Source organism: Streptomyces sp. NPDC001194 (genome assembly GCF_042896985.1).
Taxonomy (GTDB): domain Bacteria; phylum Actinomycetota; class Actinomycetes; order Streptomycetales; family Streptomycetaceae; genus Streptomyces.
Genome location: NZ_JBIAXU010000008.1, coordinates 12,018 through 38,443 on the forward strand (window position 1 = coordinate 12,018; position 26,426 = coordinate 38,443).

General features: G+C 73.1%; 23 protein-coding genes. 17 read left to right on the top strand and 6 right to left on the bottom strand.

The genetic code is table 11. From position 1 onward, the window contains the following. The first annotated feature begins 60 nt into the window (after positions 1–60). The gene (gene mnmA, locus ACFY1T_RS18850) at positions 61–1,224 is read left to right on the top strand and encodes a tRNA 2-thiouridine(34) synthase MnmA (protein WP_390789149.1); all 1,164 of its coding nucleotides are present in this window, start codon (positions 61–63) and stop codon (positions 1,222–1,224) included. A gap of 109 nt (positions 1,225–1,333) precedes the next feature. Beyond that, positions 1,334–1,825 (top strand): CAP domain-containing protein, encoded by a 492-nt coding sequence (locus ACFY1T_RS18855; protein ID WP_390789150.1) that lies wholly within the window; start codon positions 1,334–1,336, stop codon positions 1,823–1,825. Positions 1,826–1,888: 63 nt separating this feature from the next. Here ACFY1T_RS18855 and ACFY1T_RS18860 read toward each other — a convergent pair whose 3' ends face one another. After that, the gene (locus ACFY1T_RS18860; RefSeq protein ID WP_030857367.1) at positions 1,889–2,812 is read right to left on the bottom strand and encodes an NADP-dependent oxidoreductase; all 924 of its coding nucleotides are present in this window, start codon (positions 2,810–2,812) and stop codon (positions 1,889–1,891) included. A gap of 142 nt (positions 2,813–2,954) precedes the next feature. Between ACFY1T_RS18860 and ACFY1T_RS18865 the strand changes: the two genes are divergently transcribed. From ACFY1T_RS18865 to gatB, 11 genes are all read left to right on the top strand, one after another. Next, positions 2,955–3,944, top strand: coding sequence for a GlxA family transcriptional regulator (locus ACFY1T_RS18865; RefSeq protein WP_390789151.1), 990 nt, complete (start codon positions 2,955–2,957; stop codon positions 3,942–3,944). A gap of 93 nt (positions 3,945–4,037) precedes the next feature. Then, a complete protein-coding gene (locus ACFY1T_RS18870; protein ID WP_390789152.1) occupies positions 4,038–4,382 on the top strand; it encodes a DUF1330 domain-containing protein in 345 nt (114 codons plus the stop codon). Then, positions 4,382–5,392: a hypothetical protein gene (locus tag ACFY1T_RS18875; RefSeq protein WP_390789153.1), complete on the top strand. Its 1,011-nt coding sequence runs from the start codon at positions 4,382–4,384 to the stop codon at positions 5,390–5,392. Before ACFY1T_RS18870 ends, ACFY1T_RS18875 begins: the two co-directional genes overlap by 1 nt. Positions 5,393–5,434: 42 nt before the next feature. After that, positions 5,435–6,124, top strand: a complete 690-nt coding sequence (locus ACFY1T_RS18880; protein ID WP_390789154.1) for an SDR family oxidoreductase — start codon at positions 5,435–5,437, stop codon at positions 6,122–6,124. Then, positions 6,121–7,104 carry a methionine synthase gene (locus ACFY1T_RS18885; RefSeq protein WP_390789155.1) on the top strand — a complete coding sequence of 328 codons (984 nt, stop codon included), beginning with the start codon at positions 6,121–6,123 and terminating at the stop codon, positions 7,102–7,104. The genes ACFY1T_RS18880 and ACFY1T_RS18885 overlap by 4 nt, the downstream gene beginning before the upstream one ends. Positions 7,105–7,135: 31 nt before the next feature. After that, complete coding sequence (gene ligA / locus ACFY1T_RS18890; RefSeq protein WP_390789156.1) at positions 7,136–9,349, top strand: NAD-dependent DNA ligase LigA; 2,214 nt, start codon at positions 7,136–7,138, stop codon at positions 9,347–9,349. A gap of 397 nt (positions 9,350–9,746) precedes the next feature. Further along, entirely contained in the window at positions 9,747–11,945 is a 2,199-nt protein-coding gene (locus ACFY1T_RS18895) for a putative bifunctional diguanylate cyclase/phosphodiesterase (protein WP_390789157.1), read from the top strand. Positions 11,946–12,128: 183 nt separating this feature from the next. After that, positions 12,129–12,425 (top strand): Asp-tRNA(Asn)/Glu-tRNA(Gln) amidotransferase subunit GatC, encoded by a 297-nt coding sequence (gatC, locus tag ACFY1T_RS18900; protein WP_010984178.1) that lies wholly within the window; start codon positions 12,129–12,131, stop codon positions 12,423–12,425. A gap of 5 nt (positions 12,426–12,430) precedes the next feature. Beyond that, positions 12,431–13,927: an Asp-tRNA(Asn)/Glu-tRNA(Gln) amidotransferase subunit GatA gene (gene gatA / locus ACFY1T_RS18905; RefSeq protein WP_390789158.1), complete on the top strand. Its 1,497-nt coding sequence runs from the start codon at positions 12,431–12,433 to the stop codon at positions 13,925–13,927. Positions 13,928–13,989: 62 nt separating this feature from the next. Beyond that, entirely contained in the window at positions 13,990–14,169 is a 180-nt protein-coding gene (locus ACFY1T_RS18910; protein ID WP_229345000.1) for a hypothetical protein, read from the top strand. Between the two features lie 16 nt (positions 14,170–14,185). Beyond that, the gene (gene gatB, locus ACFY1T_RS18915) at positions 14,186–15,697 is read left to right on the top strand and encodes an Asp-tRNA(Asn)/Glu-tRNA(Gln) amidotransferase subunit GatB (protein WP_390789159.1); all 1,512 of its coding nucleotides are present in this window, start codon (positions 14,186–14,188) and stop codon (positions 15,695–15,697) included. Between the two features lie 98 nt (positions 15,698–15,795). Here the strand turns inward: gatB and ACFY1T_RS18920 are convergent, their stop codons facing one another. From ACFY1T_RS18920 to ACFY1T_RS18930, 3 genes are all read right to left on the bottom strand, one after another. Next, complete coding sequence (locus tag ACFY1T_RS18920; RefSeq protein ID WP_390789160.1) at positions 15,796–17,649, bottom strand: protein kinase; 1,854 nt, start codon at positions 17,647–17,649, stop codon at positions 15,796–15,798. Positions 17,650–17,722: 73 nt separating this feature from the next. Further along, on the bottom strand, positions 17,723–18,337 hold the full coding sequence (locus ACFY1T_RS18925) for a GNAT family N-acetyltransferase (protein WP_390789161.1): 615 nt from the start codon (positions 18,335–18,337) through the stop codon (positions 17,723–17,725). Further along, positions 18,334–20,448 carry a penicillin acylase family protein gene (locus tag ACFY1T_RS18930; protein WP_390789162.1) on the bottom strand — a complete coding sequence of 705 codons (2,115 nt, stop codon included), beginning with the start codon at positions 20,446–20,448 and terminating at the stop codon, positions 18,334–18,336. The genes ACFY1T_RS18925 and ACFY1T_RS18930 overlap by 4 nt, the downstream gene beginning before the upstream one ends. Before the next feature lie 66 nt (positions 20,449–20,514). Here ACFY1T_RS18930 and ACFY1T_RS18935 point away from each other — a divergent pair, with 66 nt between their 5' ends. Then, positions 20,515–21,249, top strand: coding sequence for a siderophore-interacting protein (locus ACFY1T_RS18935; RefSeq protein ID WP_390789163.1), 735 nt, complete (start codon positions 20,515–20,517; stop codon positions 21,247–21,249). 53 nt (positions 21,250–21,302) lie between these two features. On the opposite strand, the gene ACFY1T_RS18940 is transcribed toward ACFY1T_RS18935, so the two are convergent. Further along, positions 21,303–21,803, bottom strand: a complete 501-nt coding sequence (locus ACFY1T_RS18940) for a DinB family protein (RefSeq protein ID WP_030857402.1) — start codon at positions 21,801–21,803, stop codon at positions 21,303–21,305. Positions 21,804–21,836: 33 nt separating this feature from the next. Then, positions 21,837–22,640 carry a GNAT family N-acetyltransferase gene (locus tag ACFY1T_RS18945; RefSeq protein ID WP_390789277.1) on the bottom strand — a complete coding sequence of 268 codons (804 nt, stop codon included), beginning with the start codon at positions 22,638–22,640 and terminating at the stop codon, positions 21,837–21,839. Between the two features lie 61 nt (positions 22,641–22,701). Between ACFY1T_RS18945 and ACFY1T_RS18950 the strand changes: the two genes are divergently transcribed. The 3 genes from ACFY1T_RS18950 (at position 22,702) to ACFY1T_RS18960 (ending at position 26,398) form a co-directional block, all read left to right on the top strand. Next, positions 22,702–23,103, top strand: coding sequence for a signal peptidase I (locus ACFY1T_RS18950; protein ID WP_390789164.1), 402 nt, complete (start codon positions 22,702–22,704; stop codon positions 23,101–23,103). 225 nt (positions 23,104–23,328) lie between these two features. Continuing rightward, on the top strand, positions 23,329–25,578 hold the full coding sequence (locus tag ACFY1T_RS18955) for an MMPL family transporter (protein WP_390789165.1): 2,250 nt from the start codon (positions 23,329–23,331) through the stop codon (positions 25,576–25,578). Between the two features lie 214 nt (positions 25,579–25,792). Beyond that, complete coding sequence (locus tag ACFY1T_RS18960) at positions 25,793–26,398, top strand: hypothetical protein (protein WP_390789166.1); 606 nt, start codon at positions 25,793–25,795, stop codon at positions 26,396–26,398. Positions 26,399–26,426: the final 28 nt, after the last annotated feature.

Here is a 26,426-nt window from a genome sequence, read left to right on the forward strand (position 1 = left end):
CCCCTGCACGTGATAACGCGCTGTGACCCCGGCCGGTTCCCCCGTACTCTGGACGGTGCTATGACTGAGAACCTGCCGCGCGCCTCCCGCCTCCCCCTCGCTGCGCCGGGGGGACCCCCACTTCGCGTCCTGGCCGCCATGTCCGGCGGCGTGGACTCCGCCGTCGCCGCCGCCCGCGCCGTCGAAGCCGGGCACGACGTGACCGGTGTCCACCTCGCGCTGTCCGCGAACCCGCAGTCCTTCCGGACCGGTGCCCGCGGCTGCTGCACCATCGAGGACTCCCGCGACGCCCGCCGCGCCGCCGACGTCATCGGCATCCCGTTCTACGTGTGGGACCTCGCCGAGCGCTTCCGCGAGGACGTCGTGGAGGACTTCATCTCCGAGTACGAGGCCGGGCGCACCCCGAACCCCTGCCTGCGCTGCAACGAGAAGATCAAGTTCGCGGCCCTGCTCGACAAGGCCCTGGCCCTCGGCTTCGACGCCGTCTGCACCGGCCACTACGCCACCGTCGTCCTGGGCGAGGACGGCTCGCGCGAGCTGCACCGCGCCTCCGACATGGCGAAGGACCAGTCGTACGTCCTCGGCGTCCTCGACGAGAAGCAGCTCGCCCACGCGCTCTTCCCGCTCGGCGACACCCTCACCACCAAGGAAGAGATCCGGGCCGAGGCGCAGGAGCGCGGTCTGGCCGTGGCGAAGAAGCCCGACAGCCACGACATCTGCTTCATCGCCGACGGCGACACCCAGGGCTTCCTCGCGAGCCGCCTGGGCAAGGCCGAGGGCGACATCGTCGACGGGACCACCGGCGAGAAGGTCGGCACCCACGACGGCGCGTTCGGCTTCACCATCGGCCAGCGCAAGGGCCTGCGGATCGGCCACCCCGCCCCCGACGGCAAGCCGCGCTACGTCCTCGACATCTCCCCGGTGAACAACACGGTCACCGTCGGCCCCGTCGAAGCCCTCGACGTCAGCGCCCTGACCGCGATCCGCCCCCGCTGGTGCGGCTCCACGGCCGCCGCCCCCGGCACGTACACCGCGCAGCTGCGCGCCCACGGCGGCGAGAGCGAGGTCTTCGCCGAGGTCGTGGACGGCGAGCTGCGGGTCCGCTTCACGGAGCCGGTCCGCGGTGTGGCCCCGGGCCAGGCGATCGTGCTGTACGACGGCACGCGCGTGGTCGGCTCCGCCACCATCGCGACGACGACCCGGGCCGCGTCCGCGTCCGTGTGAGCCCCTCCCCGGGTGCGGGAGCGGGGCGGCGCGCCCAGACTCGGAACTGGGGATCCCGGGGGCGGGAGGGTGCAGGAACCTCCGGGCCGTACCGCCAAGGGGACACCACATGAGCACCAGAACCCATCGCGTCCGCCGTCTGGCCGTGGCCGCCTGCGCGGCCCCGCTGCTGTTCACCGGGGCCGCCGCCGGAGTGGCCGGCGCGGCGACCGCGCCCGACACCGTGCGGGACTCGAACGCCGGTGAGATCGTTTCGCTGGTCAACGCGGAGCGGGCCAAGGCGAACTGCGAGCCGCTGACCGTGAACCCGAAGCTCACCCAGGCCGCGCAGGCCCACGCCGAGGACATGGCCAAGAACAACCTCACCGGACACACCGGGTCCGACGGCTCCAACGAGGAGGCGCGGCTCGCCAAGGTCGACTACAAGTGGAGCGCCTGGGGCGAGAACGTCTCCTCCGGCTTCCCCGACTCCAAGGCCCACGTCGAAGGCTGGCTGAAGAGCGCGCCCCACAAGGGGGCCATGCTGAACTGCAACTTCACCGAGACCGGAGTCGGGGTCTCGGGTGACCGCGCCGTCCAGATGTTCGCCCGGCCCATGTGACGCCACCGCGCCGGTCCGGTCCGCCGGGCGCGCGGGACGCGCCCGGCACGGCCGGTCCGGCCCTCAGGCCACCGTGAGGACGATCTTGCCGGTGGTGCGGCCCCGCTCGCCGATCTCGTGGGCCTTGGCGGCCTGCTCCAGCGGCAGGACCGTGTCGATCAGCGGACGGAGCAGGCCGCGGTCGGCCAGCGCCGCGATCTCTTCCAGCCCCTTGAGGTCCGGCTCCACCAGCACCCAGGAGGCGTGCACGCCCTGCGGGTCCGCCGGGAGCCCGTCCGGGCCGGGCAGGGTCACCAGGTGCCCGCCGGGCTTCAGCACCTTCAGCGAACGCTGCCCGTGGTCCCCGCCCACCGCGTCGAGCACGACGTCCACGTCGGAGACGGCGTCCTCGAAGTCCGTGGTGCGGTAGTCGAGCACCTCGTCGGCGCCCAGCCCGCGCAGCAGCTCGTGCTTGGCCGCGCTGGCCGTGCCGATCACGTACGCGCCGCGGGCCTTGGCGATCTGCACCGCCAGGTGGCCCACCCCGCCCGCCGCCGCGTGGACGAGCACCCGCTGCCCGGCCGTGACCCCGGCCGTGTCCACCAGGGCCTGCCAGGCGGTCAGCGCCGCCAGCGGCAGGGCCGCCGCCTGCACGTGGTCCAGGGAGGCCGGCTTGCGGGCGAAGTGCCGGGCCGGGGCGACCACGTACTCGGCGTAGCCGCCCGCCTGACGCGGGAAGTTCGGCATGCCGTACACCTCGTCGCCCTCGCGGTACAGGGTCACGCCCGGGCCGACCGCCTCGACGGTGCCCGAGACGTCCCAGCCGACCATGGGGACCTCGCCCCAGCCGATCAGGCCGCCGCTGGCCCGGGTCTTCCAGTCCACCGGGTTCACGCCGGCCGCGTGGACCCGTACGAGGATCTCGTTCAGGCCCGGCTCCGGCCGCTCCGTCTCGACCTCGGTGAGTACCTCGGGTCCGCCCCACTGGCTCACGACGACCGCGCGCATGACTGTCTCCTCAGGTGTGCTTGGTGACACTTGGTAGTGCTTGGGATGCTCCGTGCCGGTTTTCCCGGCCGTGGCTCCAGCTTGGCCGCATCCGGCACCCCGTGGTGTTGGCCGTACGGCCACCATGTGACAGGATCTGGCCATGCCCGTTTTGCATCGGATCGCCGTACTCGCCCTCGAGGGCGTCGCCCCCTTCGAGCTCGGAATGCCGTCCCGTGTGTTCGGCAACGCCCGCGACGAGGACGGCGGCGCCCTGTACGAGGTCACCGTCTGCACCGCCGACGGCCGGCCCGTGACCAGCGACGCGGGCTTCACCATCGGCGTGACCGCCGGCCCCGAGGCCCTCGCGGCCGCCGACACGGTGATCGTCCCGCCCACCCACGCCATGCCCGGGCTGCTGCGCGGCGAGCCGCTGCCGCCGGAGCTCGCCGACGCCCTCGCCGCCATCCGCCCCGGCACCCGGATCGTGTCCATCTGCACCGGCTCCGAGGTGCTCGCCGCCGCCGGCCTGCTCGACGGGCGGCCCGCCACCACGCACTGGGAGCACGCGCCCGAGTTCCAGCGCTCCTTCCCGCGCGTCAGGCTCGACGAGGACGTGCTCTTCGTCGACGACGGCGACATCCTCACCTCGGCGGGCGTGGCCGCCGGCATCGACCTGTGCCTCTACCTGATCCGCGCCGACCACGGCACCGCCGCCGCCAACCGCGCCGCGCGGCTGTGCGTCGTACCGCCGTGGCGCGACGGCGGGCAGGCCCAGTACATCGACCGGCCCGTTCCCGAACCCACCGTCGCCACCACCACCGCCACCCGCGCCTGGGCGCTGGAGCGGCTGGCGGAGCCGGTCACGCTGGCCGAGCTCGCCGCCCACGCCCGGATGAGCCTGCGCACCTTCACCCGGCGGTTCCGCGACGAGGTGGGCATGACCCCGGTGCAGTGGCTCACCGTCCAGCGCCTCGAAGTCGCCCGCCAGCTGCTGGAATCCAGCGACCTGCCGGTCGACCTGGTCGCGCACCGGTCGGGCTTCGGCTCCGCCAACTCGCTGCGCCAGCACATGCGGGCCGCCCTCGGCATCTCGCCGATCGCCTACCGGCGGACCTTCCGGCCCGGCAGCGCGGTGACCGTGGAGGCATGACCCCGGAGGTCATGGCCTCGGGCTCCCCGGCTTGGCAGGATCGGATCAACAGTCCGATCCGGACCACCACTTGAGACCGCGGAGGTCAGCCCCGTGACCGCGTACGCCATCGCCCACATACGCCCCGAGACCATGAACGAGGACGTCCTCCGCTACATCGAGGAGATCCAGTCGACGATGGACCCCTTCGAGGGCCGCTTCCTGGTCCACGGGGCGCAGGTCGAGGTCGTGGAGGGCCCCTTCCCCGGGACCGTGGTGGTCCTGGGCTTCCCGGACATCGGGCGCGCCCGCGCCTGGTACGCCTCCCCGGCCTACCAGGCCCTGATCCCGCTGCGCACCCGCCACATCCGGGGCGAGGTCATCCTCGTGGACGGCGTCCCGCCCGGCTACGACGCGACGAAGACGGCGGCCCGCCTGCGCGCCGAAGCGGGGCTGTGATGAGCCACCCCGCCGTCCACGTCCTCGCGGGCGCCCGCGGCCACCGGGGCGCCTACGACTCCTGGGGCTCCCTCGCTCTGGACCTGCACCTCCTGGCCGGCCCGGACGTCCTGCTGCCGCTGCCGCTGCTGCGCACGCACACCGCCCGCGACGAGGCGTTCCGCCGCTCCGACGACTCGGTCGAGGCCGGAGTCCTGGTCGACCCCGTCCGCCGGGAGCTGCTCCTCTTCGCCCAGGAGGGGGCCGCGGCCACGATGCGCACGCGGAGCGCGGCCTTCGCCCTGCTGCGCCGTGCCTGGCCGGACTGGCAGGTGCGCTGGGCCTACGAGGGCCAGACCGGCCTGCGGACCCGGCTCGGCCTGGACCCGGCCGACGACCACAGCACCACCGCAACCACGTACCCCCTGTTCCCGCTCGGCCCCGACGGCGAGGAACTGGCCGACGTCGTGCCGATGACGTCCGTGGTCACCATCGGCGCCGACCGCTGCCACGTGCTCGACCTCGGCACGGACCACCCCCTCGCCGAGGGCCCCGGCCTCCTCCGCCGGCTCGAGGACGCCCCCCGCCACACCGCGTACACGGCCCATGCCGGGGCGGGACTGCACGTCGACCCCGCCCGCCGCAGCGTCGGCTGGTGGCTGCTCGGCGCCCAGCCCCGGGCGGAGCGGGCGGCAGCCCTCTGGGCCGGCTGGACCGTGGAGTTCTGGGAGGACCGCTGGAGCGAGCACGTCCGGGCCGCGGGCGGCCGCTTCGCCCCGGCCGCGCCGGACCACGCCGCCGCGCTGGCCTGGGGGCACCACCCAGCGGTAGCTGGGGGAGTAAGGGACGACGCGCTGGAGCTCTGGGCCGGACCCCGCGACATGCGGGCGGAGGTCGTGGCGGCGGCCCCGGGGGCCCTGGTCGGGCACGCGTACCTGCCCCCCCCCGTCACCGCCGAACGGGCGGCGGCCGCCCGCGCCGTGATCGAGGCGGCCCACCGCGCGGCCGTCGCCGCCGCCGGGCGCCGCTGACCGGGGCCGGGGCAGCCCGCCGGGGGTGCGAGCATGGGGCGTATGGCTACTCACCTGATCACCGGTGCCGGCGCGGGCATCGGCGCCGCCGTCGCCGCCCGGCTGCACGCCCGCGGCGACGACCTCGTCCTGCTCGCCCGCGACGCCGCCCGCGGCAAGCAGCTCGTCGAACGCTACCCCGGCTCCCGCGCGCTCGTCGGCGACCTCTGCGACCCCGACCGGCTGTCGTGGGCGTTCTCCAAGCAGCCCCTCCCCGAGCGTATCGACTCGCTCCTGCACATCGCCGGGATCGTCGACCTCGGACCCGTCGGTGAGCTGCGCCCCAAGACCTGGCACCAGCAGCTCAACGTGAACCTGATCGCCCCCGCCGAGGTCACCCGGCTGCTGCTGCCCACCCTGCGCGCCTCCCGCGCCACCGTGGTCTTCGTGAACTCCGGCGCCGGACTGAACGCCCACGCCGACTGGAGCGCGTACGCCGCCTCCAAGCACGGGCTCAAGGCCCTGGCCGACTCGCTGCGCGCCGAGGAGAAGCCGAACGGCATCCGCGTCACCTCCGTCTACCCCGGGCGGACCGCGACCGCGATGCAGGCCAAGGTGCACTCGCAGGAGGGCAAGGAGTACGACCCCGCCGCCTGGATCGACCCGGAGTCCGTGGCCACCACGGTCGTCATGGCCGTCGACCTGCCGCGCGACGCCGAGGTCAGCGACCTGAGCGTCAGGCCCGGCCGATGACCGCGGGCGCCACCGGCGTCGGCTCCCTCCCCGGCGGAGACGCCCGCGAGGCCGCCAAGACCGCCACCGGCTCCTTCGAGGACTTCCCGTACCTCCCCGAGCTGCCCGCGCGCGGGCCCGGCGCGGACATGATCGGCCGCTCCCTCGGACTGCTCGTCGACATGTACGCCCACGTCGAGCCCAGCGGCTGGCGGATCAGCGACCGCCCGGGCCGCGATGCGAAGCGGGCCCGCTCCTGGCTCGGCGAGGACCTCGACGCCCTGGAGGAGTTCACCCAGGGGTACACCGGCAGGCTCAAGGTGCAGGCCGTCGGCCCGTGGACCCTGGCCACCGCCCTGGAACTGCACGGCGGCGAGGCCGTCCTCCAGGACGCCGGCGCCTGCCGCGACCTGGCCGGATCGCTCGCGGAGGGCCTGCGCGACCACCTGGCCGACGTGCGCAAGCGCATCCCCGGCGCCGAGATCGTGCTCCAGCTCGACGAGCCGTCGCTGACCGCGGTACTGCTGGGGCGCGTGCGGTCCGCGAGCAAGTACCGCACGTACCGGGCCGTCGACCGGCAGGTCGTCGAGGGCACCCTGCGCGAGGTGTTCGCCGTCCACGACGGGGAGGTCGTCGTCCACTCCTGCGCCCCCGAGGTGCCCTTCGGGCTGCTGCGGCGGGCCGGCGCCACGGGGGTGTCGTTCGATTTCTCCTTGCTCACGGAGCGCGAGGACGACGCCATCGGCGAGGCCGTCGAAGGCGGCACGAAACTCTTCGCCGGAGTGGTGCCGGGCACCGACGCCCCGTTGTCGGACCCTGCCGGTAGCGTCATGGGTGTCAGGAAGCTCTGGCGCAGGCTGGGACTGGCCCCGGGGACTCTGGCGGAGTCCGTCGTGGTCACCCCGGCGTGCGGTCTGGCGGGCGCTTCGCCCGCCTACGCCCGCGCCGTGCAGGCGCACTGCGTCCGGGCGGCGAGGTCGCTCGCCGACAACCCTGAGTGACGGAAAAAGACGGGCCACGGGAGGACACGGCATGGCAGCCGAACAGAAGCAGGCCGGCGACGGCGCGGCCGCACCGGCGGCGGTGCGCGAGCAGCACGCGCTGCTGGCCGAGCAGGTCGAGGAGCACCGCTTCCGGTACTACGTGAACGACCAGCCGGTCGTCAGCGATGCCGAGTTCGACAAGCTGCTGCGCTCGCTGGAGGCGCTGGAGGAGCAGTACCCGCAGCTGCGCACGCCCGATTCACCCACCCAGAAGGTGGCCGGGGCGTACCAGACGGACTTCACGTCCGTCGAGCACCGGGAGCGCATGCTCTCCCTCGACAACGCCTTCGACGACGAGGAGTTGGCGGCCTGGGCCGAGCGGGTGGCCCGGGACGTCAACACCCCCGATTTCCACTACCTGTGCGAGCTCAAGGTGGACGGCCTCGCCGTCAACCTCACCTACGAGAAGGGCCGCCTGACCCGGGCCGCCACCCGCGGCGACGGCCGCACCGGCGAGGACATCACGCCCAACGTCCGCACCATCGCGGAGATCCCGGACCGCCTCAAGGGCGACCGGATCCCCGAGCTGGTCGAGATCCGCGGCGAGGTCTTCTTCCCGATGGAGAAGTTCGAGGAGCTCAACGCCCGGCTCGTCGAGGCCGGCGACAAGCCCTTCGCCAACCCGCGCAACGCGGCCGCCGGTTCACTGCGCCAGAAGGACCCGAAGGTCACCGCCACCCGCCCGCTGCACATGGTGGTGCACGGCATCGGCGCGCGCGACGGCTTCGAGATCGACAAGCTGTCGCACGCCTACGAGCTGCTCGGCGAGTGGGGCCTGCCCACGGCCCGGCACAACAAGGCGGTCTCCTCCCTCGCCGAGGTCCGCGAGTTCATCGCGTACTTCGGCGAGAACCGGCACTCCGTGGAGCACGAGATCGACGGGGTCGTCGTCAAGCTCGACGAGATCCCGCTCCAGGGACGGCTGGGCTCCACGGCCCGCGCCCCGCGCTGGGCGATCGCGTGGAAGTACGCCCCCGAAGAGGTCAACACCAAGCTGATCGACATCAAGGTCGGCGTCGGCCGCACCGGTCGGGTGACCCCGTACGCGCAGGTGGAGCCGGTGACGGTGGCCGGCTCGGAGGTCGAGTTCGCGACCCTGCACAACCAGGACGTCGTCAAGGCCAAGGGCGTGCTCATCGGGGACACCGTGGTGCTGCGCAAGGCCGGCGACGTCATCCCCGAGATCCTCGGCCCCGTGGTGGACCTGCGCGACGGCACCGAGCGGGAGTTCGTGATGCCGGCCGAGTGCCCCGAGTGCGGGACGCCACTGCGGCCGATGAAGGAGGGGGACATCGACCTCCGCTGCCCCAACGGGCAGTCCTGCCCGGCCCAGTTGCGCGAGCGGCTCTTCTACCTGGCCGGCCGCGACTGCCTGGACATCGAGAACTTCGGCTCCGTGGCCGCGGCCGCGCTCACCAACCCCCTGGAGCCGGCCGAGCCGCCGATGCTCGACGAGGGCGACCTGTTCGGCCTCACGATCGAGCAGCTGCTGCCCATCAAGGCGTACGTGCTGGACGCCGACAGCGGGCTGCCCAAGCGCGATCCGAAGACCGGCGAGGAGAAGATCGTCACGGTCTTCGCCAACCAGAAGGGCGAGCCGAAGAAGAACGCCCTGTCCATGCTGGAGAACATCGCGGCCGCCAAGGACCGTCCGCTGGCCCGGTTCATCAACGGCCTCTCCATCCGGCACGTGGGGCCCGTCGCCGCGCAGACCCTGGCCCGCGAGTTCCGCTCCGTCGAGCGGATCGAGCAGGCCACCGAGGAGGAGCTCGGGGCGACCGAGGGCGTCGGACCGATCATCGCGGCGGCGGTCAAGGAGTGGTTCGCCGTCGACTGGCACCAGGAGATCCTGCGCAAGTGGCGGGAGGCCGGGGTGCGGATGGAGGACGAAGGCACCGGCGAGGAGGAGGGGCCGCGCCCGCTGGAGGGCCTGACCGTCGTCGTCACCGGCACTTTGCAGAGCCACACCCGGGACGGTGCGAAGGAGGCCCTGCAGAGCCGCGGCGCCAAGGTGACCGGATCCGTCTCGAAGAAGACCTCCTTCGTCGTCGTCGGAGAGAACCCGGGCTCCAAGTACGACAAGGCGATGCAGCTGAAACTGGCCGTCCTCGACGACGCGGGCTTCGCGGTGCTGCTCGAACAGGGCCCGGACGCGGCCCGCGAGGCGGCGCTCCCGGTGGACGGCGGCGCCGAAGCGGAGTAACACCCCCCGGGCGACACGCAGGTCTCGTACCAGAGGAGTAGCGAAGGCGAACGGATGCGTGGCGTGCGGCCGTACGGGCGGGCGCACGCCAGGCGCAACTCCCGGTGGTAAAAGGCCGGTACAGGGCTGTTCGCAGGGCGGTGACCTGTCGGATCATCGGATGGGTGACCCGGGATTCCTGGTCCAAACTCACCCGTTCGGCGGATACCGTACTGATGAGGATGGCTGGGTCGCATTCGGGCAACCGCCGCCGACCGCTGCCCCTGGGGGCCTCTCGCGTCCTACTGTTGAGGGGGGCGCCTGTCGTGCACGGCTGCGTGATGCGCTTCCGGCCGTGATGGCATGGCATCGGGGCCATCGCGTGGCATCGGCATTGCCGGCTGTGAGAGGGACGGGCATGAAACCCACCGAAAGCGCCGACCCGTCACCTGATGTCGGCGGGGAGATCCCGTCCATGCGGACGGGCCGGCTGAACGTCCTGGGTGCCAGGACGCCGGACACCCATGCGCTCGACGGCGGCTCGGGATCGGGCAGAGCGGAGCAGCGCACCGTCCTGCCGTTCATCGTCGTGGGCCTGTCCGCCGTGGTCCTCGCGATCGGCGTCGTCTCCGCGCTGAGCGAGCGTCACGCCCTCTTCCCCGGCGGCCCGGTCGGCTGGGCGCTCGCCCTGCTGACGGGCATCATCGTCGGCCATCTGGTCGCGCTGGGCCGCGACCGCTGGTGGGGCGGCACCGGCTCGGGGGCGGCGCTGACCCTCGGCGTGCTCGTCCTCTACGGCTGGGTGCCCGCGGGACTCGTCTCGCTCGCGGTGGTCTCCCTGGTCGGGGCCGCGCGCCGGCACCGCTGGCGCCAAGGGCTGCTGCACGGGGCCACCGACATCCTCGGCATCGGCGCGGGCGCCCTCGTACTCGCCGCGTTCGGCGACGAGCCGACCGTCGAGACCCCGTGGCGGCCCACCACCTGGGGTCTGGAGGCGGTACCCGAGATCGTCCTGGTGGCGCTCGCCTACCTGCTGGTCACCAAGGCGCTGCTGTGGCTCGCGCAGACCCCGCGCGGCGGCGCCCTGCCCACCGTCGCCCGTACGGCCCTGCTCCGCCAGGCCTTAGTCGCGGTCGCCCTGCTCGGCATCGCCCCGCTGATCTGCGTGGTCGCCGTGACGCAGCCCGTGCTGCTGCCGCTGTTCGCCGTACCCCTGATCGCCCTGGACTCCACGCTGTGGATCGCCCGGGCGCGCGCCGAGGAACAGCTGCGCGATCCGCTGACCGGATTGCCGAACCGGCAGTGGCTGCTGGAGCGGGCCTGGTCCGCCCTGGACGAGGCTGAACGTTTGGGCACCCGGTCGGCTCTCGTGCTGATCGACCTGGACCGGTTCCGCGCGGTCAACGACACGCTGGGCCACCTCGCCGGCGACCGGCTGCTGCTCCAGATCGCCGACCGGCTCCGCCAGGCCCTGCCCGAGGACGCCGAGGCCGCACGCCTCGGCGGCGACGAGTTCGCCGTACTGCTGCCCGTCGCCGACTCCACCACCAGCGCCCAGCGCGTCGCCCGCCACCTCGTCGCCGAGCTCAGCTCGCCCCTGGACCTGGACGGACTGACCCTCGTGCTGGAGGCCAGCGCCGGCCTCGCCGTCTTCCCCGACCACGCCCTCGACGCGGAGGGTCTGCTGCGCCGCGCCGACGTCGCGATGTACCAGGCGAAGCGGGACCGCACCGGCGTGGAGGTGTACGAGTCCAAGCGCGACAGCAACACGCCCGACCGGCTCGGCCTCCTCGGCGACCTGCGCCGCGCCCTCGACGCCGGCGAAGTGGAACTCCACTACCAGCCCAAGGTCCGTTTCGACGGCCAGGTGGCAGGGCTCGAAGCCCTGGTGCGCTGGGTGCACCCGGAGCGCGGCCGGGTCTCGCCCGACGAGTTCATCGCCATCGCCGAGACCTCGGGGCTGATGCCCCACCTCACCGAGTACGTGCTGGAGACCGCCCTCGCCCAGGTGGCCCGGTGGCGGGCGCAGGGCCTGAAGGTCCCGGTCGCCGTCAACGTCTCGCCGCGCGACGTGCACACCCCCGGCTTCGCGGGCGCGGTCGCGGCCCGGCTGGCCCGCCACGGGGTCCCGGCCAGCGGTCTCCAGCTGGAGATAACGGAACACGTCCTGCTCGAAGACCCGCAGCGGGCCGCCGACACCATGGCGGGCCTGACCGGCCACGGCGTGAAGATGTCGCTCGACGACTTCGGCACCGGCTACTCCTCCCTGGTGCACCTGAGGCGGCTGCCGGTCAGCGAGCTGAAGATCGACCGCTCGTTCGTGGCGCGGCTCGCGGTCGACGCGCAGGACGCGGAGATCGTCCGCTGCACCGTCGACCTGGCGCACTCGCTGGGGCTCCTCGTCGTCGCCGAGGGCGTCGAGGACGACGAGACCTGGGAGCGGCTGCGGGACCTCGGCTGCGACGCCGTCCAGGGCTGGCTGGTCGCGGCCGCCATGCCCCCGCAGGAGGCCACCGCGTGGCTGCTGGCCCGTGGTGAACGCGGCTGGCGCCGCCCGGCGGACATCACGGCGGAGCTGTCCGCAGCCCAGGCCCCGGCGGAAACCCCGGCCCAGTAGCGGGCCGGGAGCGGGGGCCGGCCCCCGTGAAGCGGCCGTACGAGCAGTGGTACGCGCGGTGCGCCCCGCGGCCCCCACCGGGCCCGGGGCGCCCCTGGAGGGAAACGGTTTCGTGGGTCCGGGGCCCCGCCCCATAGGATTGGGCACGAAACTACACACTCACCACCCCCAGAGGATCGCTGCATGCCTGGCATCACGCGCGAGGAGGTTGCCCACCTCGCTCGGCTGGCACGTCTGGAGCTCAAGGCCGAAGAGCTGGACCACTTCGCCGGACAGCTCGACGACATCATCGGCGCGGTCGCCCGCGTTTCCGAGGTCGCCGACCAAGACGTCCCGCCGACCTCCCACCCGCTGCCGCTGACGAACGTCATGCGCGCGGACGAGGTCCGACCGTCGCTCACCCCCGAGCAGGCGCTTTCCGGCGCTCCCGCCCAGGAGCAGCAGCGTTTCAAGGTGCCGCAGATCCTGGGGGAGGACTAACAACCATGACTGACCAGATCATCAAGCTCACGGCCGCGCAGACCGCCGAGAAGATCGCCTCCGGCGAGCTCACGGCCGTCGAGGTCACCGAGGCCCACCTGGCCCGCATCGACGCGACGGACGAGAAGGTCCACGCCTTCCTGCACGTCGACCGCGAGGGCGCCCTCGCCCAGGCGCGCGCCGTCGACGCCAAGCGCGAGCGCGGCGAGAAGCTGGGCCCGCTGGCCGGCGTCCCGCTCGCCCTCAAGGACATCTTCACGACCGTCGGGGTCCCGACCACCGTCGGTTCGAAGATCCTCGAAGGCTGGATCCCGCCGTACGACGCCACCCTGACGCGCAAGCTGAAGGAAGCCGACGTCGTCATCCTCGGCAAGACCAACATGGACGAGTTCGCCATGGGGTCCTCCACCGAGAACAGCGCATACGGGCCCACCGGCAACCCGTGGGACCTCACCCGCATCCCCGGCGGCTCCGGCGGCGGCTCCGCGGCCGCGCTGGCCGCCTTCCAGGCCCCCCTCGCGATCGGCACGGACACCGGCGGCTCCATCCGCCAGCCCGCCTCCGTGACCGGCACGGTCGGCGTGAAGCCCACGTACGGCGGCGTCTCCCGCTACGGCATGGTCGCCTTCTCCTCCTCCCTCGACCAGGGCGGGCCCTGTGCCCGTACGGTCCTGGACGCGGCGCTCCTGCACGAGGTCATCGCCGGCCACGACCCGATGGACTCCACCTCCATCGACGCCCCGGTCCCGCCCGTCGTCGAGGCGGCCCGCAACGGCTCCGTCGCCGGCATGCGCGTCGGCGTCGTCAAGCAGTTCGCCGGCGAGGGCTACCAGGCGGGCGTCGTCCAGCGCTTCAACGAGTCCGTCGAGCTCCTCAAGGAGCTGGGCGCCGAGATCGTCGAGCTGGACTGCCCCTCCTTCGACCTCGCGATGGCCGCGTACTACCTGATCGCGCCGTCCGAGTGCTCCTCGAACCTGGCCCGCTTCGACGCCATGCGCTACGGCCTGCGCGTCGGCGACGACGGCACCAAGTCCGCCGAGGACGTCACCGCGCTCACCCGCGAAGCCGGCTTCGGCGACGAGGTCAAGCGCCGCGTCATCCTGGGTACGTACGCGTTGAGCTCCGGCTACTACGACGCGTACTACGGCTCCGCCCAGAAGGTCCGCACGCTCATCACGCGGGACTTCGAGAAGTCCTTCGAGCAGGTCGACGTGATCGTCTCCCCGACGACGCCGACCACCGCCTTCGCCATCGGTGAGCGCACCGACGACCCGCTGGCGATGTACCTCGCGGACCTGTGCACCATCCCGACCAACCTGGCCGGCAACTCCGCCATGTCGCTGCCCTGCGGCCTGGCACCGGAGGACGGCCTGCCGGTCGGGCTGCAGATCATCGCCCCGGCGATGAAGGACGACCGGCTGTACAAGGTCGGCGCCGCCGTCGAGGCGGCCTTCGTCGCACGCTGGGGTCACCCGCTGCTTGAGGAGGCACCGTCCCTGTGAGCACCAGTGCACTGACCAAGGCCAAGGGCTTCAAGAAGTCCAAGACCGGCACGTACCTGTCGATGGGCACCACCGCCTTCGGCGCCCTCGGCGTGATCAAGCAGGTCAAGAAGGCCCGCACCGAGCACGACACGCTGAAGCTCGTCGACGCCGTCGTGTCCGCCGCCGCCATCGTCACCGGTCTCGCGATCCTGTACCGCGAGCTGAAGCGCCTGGGCGACGACGACGTCCTGCTGGGCTGAGAGGGAAAGTTTCACCGTGACCACCTTCACCGAACTGCTGTCGTACGAGGACGCTCTCGCCTCGTTCGACCCCGTCATGGGCCTCGAGGTCCATGTCGAGCTCGGCACCAAGACCAAGATGTTCTGCGGCTGCTCGACCGAGCTGGGCGCCGAGCCCAACTCGCAGACCTGCCCCACCTGCCTCGGTCTGCCCGGCTCGCTGCCCGTCGTCAACGCGATCGGCGTCGAGTCGGCCATCAAGATCGGCCTCGCGCTGAACTGCGAGATCGCCGAGTGGTGCCGCTTCGCCCGGAAGAACTACTTCTATCCGGACATGCCGAAGAACTTCCAGACCTCCCAGTACGACGAGCCGATCGCCTTCAACGGCTTCCTCGACGTGCAGCTGGAGGACGGCGAGATCTTCCGCGTGGAGATCGAGCGCGCCCACATGGAGGAGGACACCGGCAAGTCGCTGCACGTCGGCGGCGCCACCGGCCGTATCCACGGCGCGTCCCACTCCCTGCTGGACTACAACCGCGCCGGCATCCCGCTCATCGAGATCGTCACCAAGCCGATCGAGGGCGCGGGCGAGCGGGCCCCCGAGGTCGCCAAGGCGTACGTCGCCGAGCTGCGCGAGGTCATCAAGGCCCTCGGCGTCTCCGAGGCCCGCATGGACAAGGGCCAGATGCGCTGCGACGTGAACCTGTCGCTGCGCCCGACCCCCGAGTCCGAGTTCGGCACCCGCAGCGAGACGAAGAACGTCAACTCGCTGCGCTCCGTCGAGCGCGCGGCCCGCTTCGAGATCCAGCGCCACGCGGCCGTGCTCTCGTCCGGCGGCACGATCGTGCAGGAGACCCGGCACTTCCACGAGGAGGACGGCTCCACCACCGCCGGCCGCATCAAGGACAACGCCGAGGACTACCGGTACTTCCCGGAGCCCGACCTGGTCCCCGTCGCCCCGGCCCGCGACTGGGTCGAGGAGCTGCGCGGCGGTCTGCCCGAGATGCCGCGCGTGCGCCGCAACCGCCTCCGCGAGGAGTGGGGCGTGAACGAGCACGACATGCAGTCGATCCTCAACGCGGGCGCGGTGGACTCCATCGTCGCCACCATCGAGGCCGGCGCCGACTCGACGGCCGCCCGCAAGTGGTGGATGGGCGAGCTGGCCCGCAACGCCAACGAGCAGGGCGTCGTCGTCGACGAGCTGCCGATCACCCCGGCGCAGGTGGCGCGCGTCGCGGCCCTGGTCGCGGCCGGCGAGCTGAACGACAAGCTGGCCCGCCAGGTCCTGGAGGGCGTCCTCGCCGGCGAGGGCACCCCGGACGAGGTCGTCGAGAAGCGCGGCCTGAAGGTCGTCTCGGACGAGGGCGCGCTCGGCGCGGCCGTCGACGAGGCCATCGCGGGCAACGCGGCCATCGCGGACAAGATCCGCGGCGGCAAGGTCGCGGCCGTGGGCGCCCTGGTCGGCGCGGTCATGAAGACCACCCGCGGCCAGGCCGACGCGGCCCGCGTCAAGGAGCTCATCCTGGAGCGCCTGGGCGTTTCCGAGTAACGGCACTCCGCGTACGGCGGCGGCCCCGCACCGGACACCGGTGCGGGGCCGCCGTGCGTCCCGGGCCTGCCGCGCCCGCCGTTTCGGCCCGGTGCGGTTCAGCGGGTGAGCTGCGGGGCGGCGATGACGACGGTGCCGTTGTCGCAGCCCATGTCCACCTTGACGCGCAGCCGCAGGGCGTCGGTCACGTCCACCGACTTGGTGGCCGGCTTGCCGAGCTCGACGAGTTCGGAGAAGGCCGCGGGCTTCCCGTCGAGCGAGATGCTGACCCGGCCCTTCGCGTTCGTGGAGCCGTCGTCGATGCCGGCGGTGAACTCCAGGTGCTTCCACTCGCGGTTGAGGTCGAACTCCGTGATCGCCTCGTCGTTGCAGTCCGGATGAGCGATGAACGCCGCCCCGTACTGCTTGGTGTTGATCTTCGCGGCTCCGACGGTGAAGTTGCCCAGACCGTCGATGGGCGTCAGCTGGGTCAGGTCGGCGGCCTTGATGTCCGCTGCCACGCCTCCCGGCTGGGTGCCGCTGGCGGTGGGATCGGGCGTCGCCCCGGAGTCGTCGCTGCCGCTCTCGCTCGCGCTCGGCGAGGGGGTGGGCGTCGGGGACTCCTCTTCCGGTACGGCCGGCTCGGAGGCGGAGCCGGCGCCCTTGCCGCCCGCGGCCTGCCCGTCGCCCTTGTCCTTGTCGAGCAGCCGTACGCCGAGCACGGCGAGCGCCGCGATGACCAGGACGGTGGCCACCGAGCCCAGGACGATCGCGGCCCGGCGCTTCTTCGGCGCGGCGGCCCCCGGCGGCGGGGACTCGTGCAGCGGGTACGTGGGCCCGTAGCCGGCCGGCACGTGCTCGGGCTGGGTCGGCGGCTGGGGCTCTGGGTGTTGGGGCTGGGGCTGCGGCTGGGGCCAGGTCTCCCGGGCCGGCGGGGGCGGGGAGTAGGAGGACTCCTGGACCGGCGTGTGGACCGGCGCCGCGGCCGCCGGAGGGCTCGCGGGCTGCGGAGGGAGCACGGGCTTGACCGGGACCGGCGCCGGGACCGCGTCCTGCACGGCCCGCTGCGAGGTGGACGCGGTCGTGGACACGACCGCGTGCCGTACGTCCTTCATCCACCCGGCCAGGCTGACGGGCCGCTGCGTCGGGTCACCCGCGTAGACGGCGGTGATCCGCTCGCGCCGCTCGGCGTCCAGCACCGCGATCTGCGGCAGCGCCGCCATCGCCCGGGCCAGCTGCTCCGGGGAGTTGGGCGGCGATTCGCCGCTCAGCAGGAAGTACGCGATGGCCCCGAAGGCGTAGCGGTCCGCCGCCGGGGTGCGCTTGCCGTCGAAGACCTCGGGCGCCGCGTACCCCGGGGTGAACCAGACCTCCGCCGTCTGGTGGTCGGCGGTCAGCTTGCTGAGCCCGAAGTCCACCAGGGTGGCCTGTCCGTGGCCGTCCACCATCACATTGCCCGGTGACAGGTCACCGTGGATGACCTGGCGCCCTGACGGGGTGGCCTTCCCGGAATGCAGCCAGTCCAGGACGTCGGCCAGCTGCTCCAGCGTCCGCATCACCTCACGCCGCTCGGCGGCGGTGGCGAGGTTCCGTTCGGCCCGCCAGTCGCGCAGGTCGAGCCCGTCCACGTGGTTCATCACGAGGACGAGGGCCCGCCCGGTCAGCGTCCCGGACTCTCCCGACCGGTGGATGGGAGGCCCCTCGAAGTGCTCCCGGACACCGACGACGCCCGGACGGTGCACGAAGCGCAGGAGCTCGGCCTGCTCGTTCCACTTGCGGCTGATCCGGTCGAACTCGTCGGGTGTGATGGTCGTCTTGGAATCGAGCACCTTGACGACCACCGGTTCGCTGCCACCCGCGAGTTCGATCTCCGCGAGATAGAGAACGGCCTCCCCGCCGCGCCCGATCGACCGGAGCAGCCGGTACCGGTCGGCTGCCGCGTCCGGCCCGATGTGCAGATTCTGGCTGGTCAATTTCCCCCCAGCTCCGATGCTTTGAGTGGGCATCAGTCTGGCGTGGCCGGAATCACACGGTCAATCGGAACGGTCAGTTTGCCCCGGCGTGGAAGAAGGCGAGACGGGCCTTCTTCGCCGGCAGGTAGACCTCGGGCAGGTCGACCTCCGGGAGCTCGATCTCCGGGCCGAGCTCGAAGCCGCTGCGCACCAGGCGGGCGATGGCCTTCTCGTTGCGGGCGTCGGGCTCCGCGACCACCCGGCGGGTGGTGTCCTGCGCGACGACGTACGAGAGGAAGGCCCCGATCAGGCCCGCGCTGAAACCGCGTTCGGAGGCACCCCGCGCCGGGCCGACCATGAGGTGCACGCCCGTGTCCCCGGGCAGGACCTCGTAGCACTCGCTGATCCGGTCCTCGGCACAGTCGTACGTCTGGAACAGCCCGACGGGCTCGCCGTCGCGCCGCGCGAGGAAGGCGTGGTGGGTCGTGCGGCGGTCGACGTCCTCGTAGATCTCCCGGACGAGCTCGGGGCCGGCCTCGCGCATGCCCCAGAACCGGGCCCGTTCCTCGGTGACCCAGGAGTGGATCAGCGTGGCGTCGGCGGCCGGGTCGACGGGGGTGAGGGTGATCGTGCCGAGCCCCTCGACGCGCTGGGAGTACACGGGCTGCCGGGTGCCGGCGCCGGAGGCGGACGCGTTGCTGCTGGTCATACGGATTCCTTGGTCAGGCGGGTCCAGTCGGTGACGACGGGGACGAGTTCGCACTCGGCCCAGTACGGGAGCTGGTCGCGGTGGTGGGGCGACCCGGTGACGCCGTCCGCGCCGAGCGGGACCGCCCAGAGGCTGTCCTCGCGGCGGGCCAGGTCCCACACGTAGCGGGCGGCCGAGGCGCGGGCGGTGAGGTCGGTGAAACCGGGCACGGTGGAGGTGGCGTTCACGCAGTCGTGGTCGCCGCCCAGGCCGGGCCACTGCGCGTCCGGGTCGGGCAGCGCCGACCAGGGCGTCAGGCGGTGCACCTGCGACCACGGGGTGTCGGGGGTGTCCGCCGCGGCGGTCTCCTCCAGGGCGGCGCGTACGTGGGCCGCCCGGTCCAGGCCGGGCAGGAGGGCGGTGCCCAGCAGCCCCTCGAGGGCGTAGCCGACGCGGGGGACCAGGTACAGCCAGGGGTGGAACACGTCGGGGCCGGCCGGCGCCCCCGCCAGCCCGGCGAGGGCGGGATCGGCGGCGAAGCGGCGTACGGTCGCGGCCCGGAAGGCGGAGAAGGCGGTGGCGTCGGTGCTCTCGGCGGCCATGTGCCGGTCCCAGGCGAGCAGCCGGGCGCGCAGGGCCTGCGCGGCGGGGGACAGGCCGTCGAGCCCGGGCAGCAGGGCCAGCAGCGGTGCGGCCGAGGCCAGATGGGTGTCCCGGTGTACGTCGGCCATCGCCTTCGCGGACCAGTCCGCCGAGCCGGAGAGCAGCTCGCGGATGCGGTCGGCCCGGTGCGGGGGTGCGAACTCCACGCCGAGCGGCGAGGCGATGCCGCGGGCGTTGGCCATGACGGCGAAGCCCTGCACGGGCTCGGAGGGGGTCTCGGCCCAGCCCTGCCAGGCGTACCGCGGGTCCCAGGCGGGCACCGGGCGCAGCCGGTTGGCGGGGTCGCGCAGCGGGACGGCGCCGGCCACGCGGTGCAGCAGGCCGCCCTCGGTGTCGGCGGCGTGGACGACGTTGACGGGCTCGGCCCAGCCGTCGAGGGCGCGGTCGATGTCGGCTACCGTACGGGCGCGCAGCAGGGCGGGCAGGACGGCGAAGCCGAGGTCGCGGCGGACGCGGGGCGGGTAGCGGAGCGAGAGGGTCTGCTCGCGGTCGGGGTCCCGGTCCTGCGCCTGGTCCTGGTCGTGGTCCGCGGCTGCGCCGCGGGTGATCACGGGGCCGCGGGCGGTCTCCAGCACCTCCACCTCGACGGGGTCGGCGCCGGCGACGGCGATCGTCTCGGTGTGCCGGTGGACGGGCTCCCAGACACCGCCGGGGCCGAGGGCCTCGATGCCGGCGCCGTCGGCGCCGGGGCGCAGCCGCTCGACGTACAGGTCCTGGTAGTCGGACATGGCGTTGGTGATCGCCCAGGCGGCGCTGCCGGTGTGGCCGAAGTGGCCGAGGCCGGGGATGCCGGGGACGGCCAGACCGATGACGTCGTACTCGGGGCAGGAGAGCCGTATCTGCTGGTACACGCCCGGGTCCTCGATGAACCGGTGCGGGTCGCCCGCGATGAGCGCGGAGCCGGTGGAGGTCCGCTCGCCCGGGACCAGCCAGCCGTTGCTGCCAGCGGTGCCGGGGCCGTCGGTGGCGAAGAGGGTGACGGCCTCGTCGCCGAGGGCGCGGCCCACGCGCTCGCGCCACAGCTTGGTGGCGAACCCGGCGAAGAGGATGTGGGTGGCGATCCAGATGCCGAGCGGGACCCACGGCTCCCAGGGGGTCGGGGCGTGGCCGGTGCGCGCGAACCGCTCGTCGCGGGCGGCGCCGCGGGCGAGGCCGTCGTTGACGCCGTCCACGTAGGATCCGACCCAGGCGGCGGTCTCGGGGTCGAGGGCCTCGTGGCAGCGGCGGGCGGTGTCGGCGAGCCGGGCCTGGCGGACGAACCGGTCCCAGGAGACGGAGTCCTGGCCGAGGAAGGCGGCGCTGGAGCCCTGGGCGCGGTGGCGTTCGACCTCGAGCTGCCAGGCGCGGTCGAGGGCGGTGGCGTAGCCCTGGGCGTACGCGAGGCGGTCGGGGTCGGCGGCGCGGAGATGGGGGATGCCCCAGTCGTCCCGGTAGAGGTCGAACGTGCCGGCGTCGTTCAGAAGGCTCATGCTCTTCCCCCAGTGCATTAGGTTAGGCTGCCCTAACTATAGAGTGAGAGGGAGGGGTGGTCGCACATGGCGGGCGTCGGCAAGGGATGGGAAGGCGTGGTCCTGCGGCTTCTGCGCGGCAAGGACTTCACGTTCACGGTCACGGGCGCGGAAGAGGTCACGGAGCACTACCGCCGTGTGTACGTGACGGACGGCGGGCTGCTCGCGGCCGCCGGTGAATCGCTCCACCCGACGATGTGGGTGCGGCTGTGGTTCGACAACGCGGGCAAGCCGCACACGCGGGCGTACACGCTCGTCGACCCGGATCCGGAAGCGGGAACGTTCGCCCTGGAGTTCGCCCTCCACGACGGCCCCGCGAGTGCGTGGGCGCGGGCCGCGAAGGCGGGCGACACCATCGAGGCCACCGTCCAGGGGACCGGCTTCACCGCCCCGGCGCCGGCGCCCGAGCGGCTCCTGGTGATCGGCGACCCGGCCTCGGTGCCGGCGATCAACTCCCTGCTGGACGCCTACCCGCAGACCCCGGCCACGATCTGGCTGGAGACCCAGCACGCCTCGGACGCCGGGCTCCCGGTGCGGCTCGACCCGGCCCGGCACGAGATCAGGCGGGTCGAGCGCGCGGGCTCGGCGCTGGTGGAGCAGGTCAAGGCGGAGCTCCCGGAGCTCGTCGCGGACCCGGAGTCGGCGTACGTCTGGCTGGCGTGCGACACGGCGACGACCCGCACGCTGACGGCCTACCTCCGCAAGGACCTGTCCCTCCCGAAGCAGCGGGTCAACGGCCTGGGCTACTGGCGGGCGGCCTGACGGATCCCCGGACGGGCCGCCGGAGGGCAGGGCGGTCCCGTCGGGGCGGACCATCAGGCTCCGGTGGCGCCGTCGACGGCCTGGCGGAGGAAGTCGGCGTGGCCGTTGTGGCGCGCGTACTCGTGGATCAGGTGGAGCATGACGAGGCGCAGTGAGGCCTCCTCCTTCCAACTGGTCACGTACGCCGTCACGTCGAGGGACTCGGCGGCCGCCTCGATGCGGCGCGCGTGCGCGACCTCGGCCTCCCAGGCCGTGAACGCCTCCTCGCGGGTGGAGCCGGAGGCGTCGTAGGCGGCCTGGAAGTCGTGGGTGTCGGACCAGAGGTGGGGGAGCTCCTCGCCGTTCAGGGTGCGGCGGAACCAGTGCCGCTCCACCTCGCCCATGTGCCGGACCAGCCCCAGCAGGGACAGGGTGGACGGCGGCATCGAGGGCCGCCGCAGCTCCTCGTCCGTGAGCCCCTCGCACTTCCAGGCGAGGGTGGCCCGGTGATAGTCGAGGAACGCGCGCAGCGTCTCCCGCTCGTCCCCGGTCAGGGGTGGCCCGATACGTTCCATCCCCCGATCCTCTCCCGGGGCCTTCCCCTTCCGCTACGGCTTCGGGGTCCAGATGTACGGGGTGGTCGTGCCCAGGGTCGCGAAGCCCAGGCGCTGGAGGATCGGGCGGCTGTCGGGGGAGGCGTCGACCTGGAGGTACCGGATGCCGCGGGCCGCGGCGATGCGGGCCCGGTGGGCGACCAGGAGGCGGTAGATGCCCCGGCCCCGCCACTGCGGCAGGGTGCCGCCGCCCCAGAGCCCGGCGAACGAGGCGCCCGGACGCATCTCCATGCGGGCCGCGCTCACCGGGGTGTCCCCGGCCATCGCCACCACCGCCGCGAGGTTCTGCGGCTCTTCCCTCAGCAGGGTGAGGAGGAGGTGCCGGAGCGCGGGGCGCTCCCTGCCGAAGGCCTTCGCGTGGACGTCCGTCATCAGGTCCACGCCCGCCTCGTCCGTCACCACCCGCAGGGTGATCCCCTCGGGCGGTTCCACCGGCAGGGCGGCGAGCGCGTCCACCCGTCCCACCATGAGGGTCTCGGCCGGTTCCGGCACGAAGCCCGCCGCGTGCAGCCGGTCCCCGAGGTCGGCCGGGCGGTCGTGGCCGTACAGCTTCCACTCGACCTCGCCGGCCCCGCGTCCCGCGAAGTACGCCACCTGCGCCGCGATCTCCGCGTCCGCCGTCCGCTCGTCGAGGTCCGACCAGAGCACACCGTTCCACCCGGCACCGGTGCCCGCCGCGGTGTGCCGCACGACCGCCCCCACCCGCTCCGTCCGGGCGTCCGCGGTGTCGGGCAGCGCGTCACGGCGCATCTCCCGGTCGTATGCGGCCCGTACGTCCGCCAGTTCGTCAGCATCCATCGTCATCGGCCCAGCTCACCAGCCGTCAGCCTGCCCGCACAACTGCATTAGCCTCACCCCCGTGAACGACGACTCCATCTACACCGGCAAGGCCGCCCCGGACGCCGCCGCCGACCGAGGCTGGCTGCTCGGCCACTTCAAGGACCCCGCCGATCCGCGCCACAGCGAGGACGTGGAGATCAAATGGGGGGTCCACCCGAAGGGCGAGGAACGGGCCCGGTGGGTGCGGGGCGAGGAGCGCACCGCGCTCCAGGTGCTGATCAGCGGCCGCTTCCGGCTGGAGTTCCCCGGCCGGACCGTCGTCCTCGCCGAGCAGGGCGACTACGTGGTCTGGGGCCGCGGCGTCGACCACTCCTGGTACGCCGAGGAGGACGCGGTGGTGCTCACCGTCAGGTGGCCCTCCGTCCCGGGCTACCGGGCGGACGGGCCGGACGGCCCGTCGAACGGCCCGTCCGGCGGATGACCTTGGTCCCGGACCGCCCCGTGCCCCTGTGACGATGCACACGAAAGCGGCCAACGATCACGAAACGCTGGGATCGTGGCGGTGTAGTCCATCTCGGCCGATATCCGGCCGGCATCCGGCCCGTCCCCGGGCGATCCCCGGGCCGTCCGCCGGGCCTTCACGAGTTCCAGCGTCTTTGCGTCGGGCAGCCCCGGTAAAGATCCGAACCACCAGGGAGCACGTCCGTTGGCAGTGATCGCGCGCTGGTGCCTGCGGCACCGCCTGGTGACCGTCCTCCTCTGGCTGCTCGCCCTCGGCGGCACCGCCGCGTCCGCCGCGGCCGCCGGATCGGCGTTCTCCAACGACTACGAGGTCCCCGGCACCGAGTCCAGCCGCGCCCACGCCCTCCTGCGCGCGGGCTTCCACGGCCAGGGCGGCGACACCGACACCGTCGTGTGGCGGACCCCGGAGCATCAGAACGCCCGCACTCCCGCCGTCGAGCAGCGCATGGCCAAGGCCCTCGACGCCATCGCCGGGCTCCCCGGCGTCGGTTCGGTCGCCGGCCCGTACGGCGCCGGCCCCGAGAGCGCCGCGCAGATCAGCCCGGACGGGCGGACCGCCTACGCCGTGGTGACCTTCGACCGGCCGGCCGACTCCGTACCCAAGGCGCAGGCCAAGGCCGTCGTCGCCGCCGCGAAGAACCCCACCACCGAGGCGGACGGACTCCAGGTCGAGCTCGGCGGCCAGGCCGTCGCGCTGACCGAGGCGCCCACCGCCCACCTCGCCGAGGTCATCGGAGTGGCCGTCGCGGCCGTCGTCCTCTTCCTCGCCTTCGGCTCGCTCGCCGCGAGCCTGCTGCCCATCGCGACCGCCCTGGTCAGCGTGGGCACCGCCTATTTCGGCATCACCCTGCTCGGCCACGCCATGCCCGTCGCCGACTTCGCCCCGATGCTCGGCACCCTCGTCGGGCTCGGCGTGGGCATCGACTACGCGCTGTTCATCGTGACCCGGCACCGCAAGGGCCTCATGAGGGGCCTGCCGGTCGAGGAGGCCGCCGAGCGGGCCGTCGCCACCACCGGCCGGGCCGTCGTCTTCGCCGGGGCCACCGTCTGCATCGCGCTGCTCGGCATGCTGGTGCTGCGGCTGAACTTCCTCAACGGCGTCGCGATCGCCGCCTCCCTCACGGTGGTGCTGACCGTCGCCGCCTCGGTCACCCTGCTCCCCGCCCTCCTTGCCTGCATCGGGATGCGCGCCCTCTCGCGCCGCGAGCGCCGCAGGCTGGCCGCCGAAGGCCCGCGGCCCGAGACGCCCACCGGGTTCGCCGCCCGCTGGTCGGCCTTCGTGGAGCGGCGCCCCAAGCTGCTCGGCGCCGTCGCCACACTGGTCATGGCAGTTCTGGCGCTGCCCGCCTTCTGGCTCCACCTGGGCACCTCCGACCAGGGCAACAACCCGGCCGGTTCCACCACCCGGCAGGCGTACGACCTGCTCGCCGACGGGTTCGGGCCCGGAGTCAACGGCCCGCTCACGGTCGTCTCCCGACTCGACGGCGCCGGGGACCGGCTCGCCGTCGGGCAACTGGCCGAGGCGCTCCGCAGGACCGACGGCGTCGCGGCCGCCGGCCCGGCCGTCTTCAACCGCAGCGGGGACACCGCGGTCCTGACCGTCATCCCGGACTCCGCCCCGCAGTCCCGGGCCACCAGCGAGCTGGTCACGACGCTGCGCGAGAACGTCATCCCGGCCGCCGGGCACGGCAACTCGATGACCGTCCACGTCGGCGGCGTGACCGCGGGCTACGACGACTTCGCCGACGTCATCGTCGGGAAACTTCCGCTGTTCGTCGCGGTGGTGATCACCCTCGGCTGCGTCCTGCTGCTGCTGGCCTTCCGCTCCCTCGGCATCCCGCTCAAGGCGGCCGCCATGAACGTCGCGGCCGTCGCCTCCTCCTTCGGCGTCGTCGTCGCGGTCTTCCAGTGGGGCTGGGGCAGTGAGCTGCTGGGTCTGGGCAGCGCCGGCCCGATCGAGCCCTTCCTGCCGGTGATCATGGTCTCCGTCCTCTTCGGACTCTCCATGGACTACCAGGTGTTCCTGGTCAGCCGGATGTACGAGGAGTGGATGGAGACCGGCGACAACCGGCGGGCCGTCCGCGTCGGCCTGGCCGAGACGAGCCGGGTGATCAACTCGGCGGCGGTCATCATGATCTCCGTCTTCCTGGCCTTCGTGCTCAGCGGCGACCGGATCATTGCGATGTTCGGCATCGCGCTCGCCGCGGCCGTCGCACTCGACGCCTTCGTCCTGCGAACCCTCCTCGTCCCGGCGCTGATGCACATGCTCGGCGGCGCCAACTGGTGGCTCCCCGCCTGGCTGGACCGCCGTCTGCCCAAGATCAGCATCGAGCCCCCCGAACGCCACCCGCGTGCGACACTGCCCGCGCAGCGGCCCGCCGAGTCCCCCGCCACGAGCGAGGACGGCGCCGAGCCCGCCACGGCATCCCGGTGATCCGGCAACCCGCCGTATGAGACCCGAGGAAGAACCCGCATGCCCTCGACAGTCCTCGCCGACGACGCCCGGCCGTTCCCGCCGGAGGTCCGGCGGCCCCCCACCGCCTGACACCGGCTGCCGCGGTCCCGGTCCCGGGCCCTCGGCCGGCCCGGCCGGGTGGCGCCCGGGCCTTCTCAGAAACCTCTCAGACAAGCCGCCTACGGTGCCCCGCATGGACACCACGAAGACCGCCGCCCCGACCGCTCCCGAGGCGGACACCGCCGAGCCCCAGGCCACCGAGGCCACCGAGGCCACGGCCGACCTCAAGGACGCCCCCGCCGCGGAGGCCGCCGAGGCCGCCGACGCCCCCGAGGCCGACCTCGCCGACGAGGACCTCGAGGACGAGCTCCACGACGAGCTCGAGGAGACGGAGCAGCGGTCCGAGGGTGTCGGCGCCGCGGCCTCCGCCGTCGTCGCGGCCGGGCTCGGACTCGTCGCCCTCAGCGGAAGCTGGGTCTCCCGCGTCATAGCCGAGCGCCAGACCCTCGTGGGGCAGATCGAATCGGTCAACGCCGCCACCACCGAGGCGAAGATCGAAGCCCTGTACGGCGACGCCTGGCACATGACCGCCCTCGTCAACGGCGTCCTGTCCACCCTCGCCCTGCTGCTCGCCGTCTTCGTACTGGCCCGCCCCGCCTTCGGCGCCCCCGGCCGCACCCTCCCCACCTGGGTCCGCGCCGTCTCCTGGGCCGCCGTCGCCCTCGGCGCCCTGGGCGTACTGCTCTTCGGCCTCATGTACTTCGACATCCTCGCTCCCCTCCCCAAGGCCGCCGCCTAGGGCCGTCCGCAAAGTCCCGCCCGCCCCG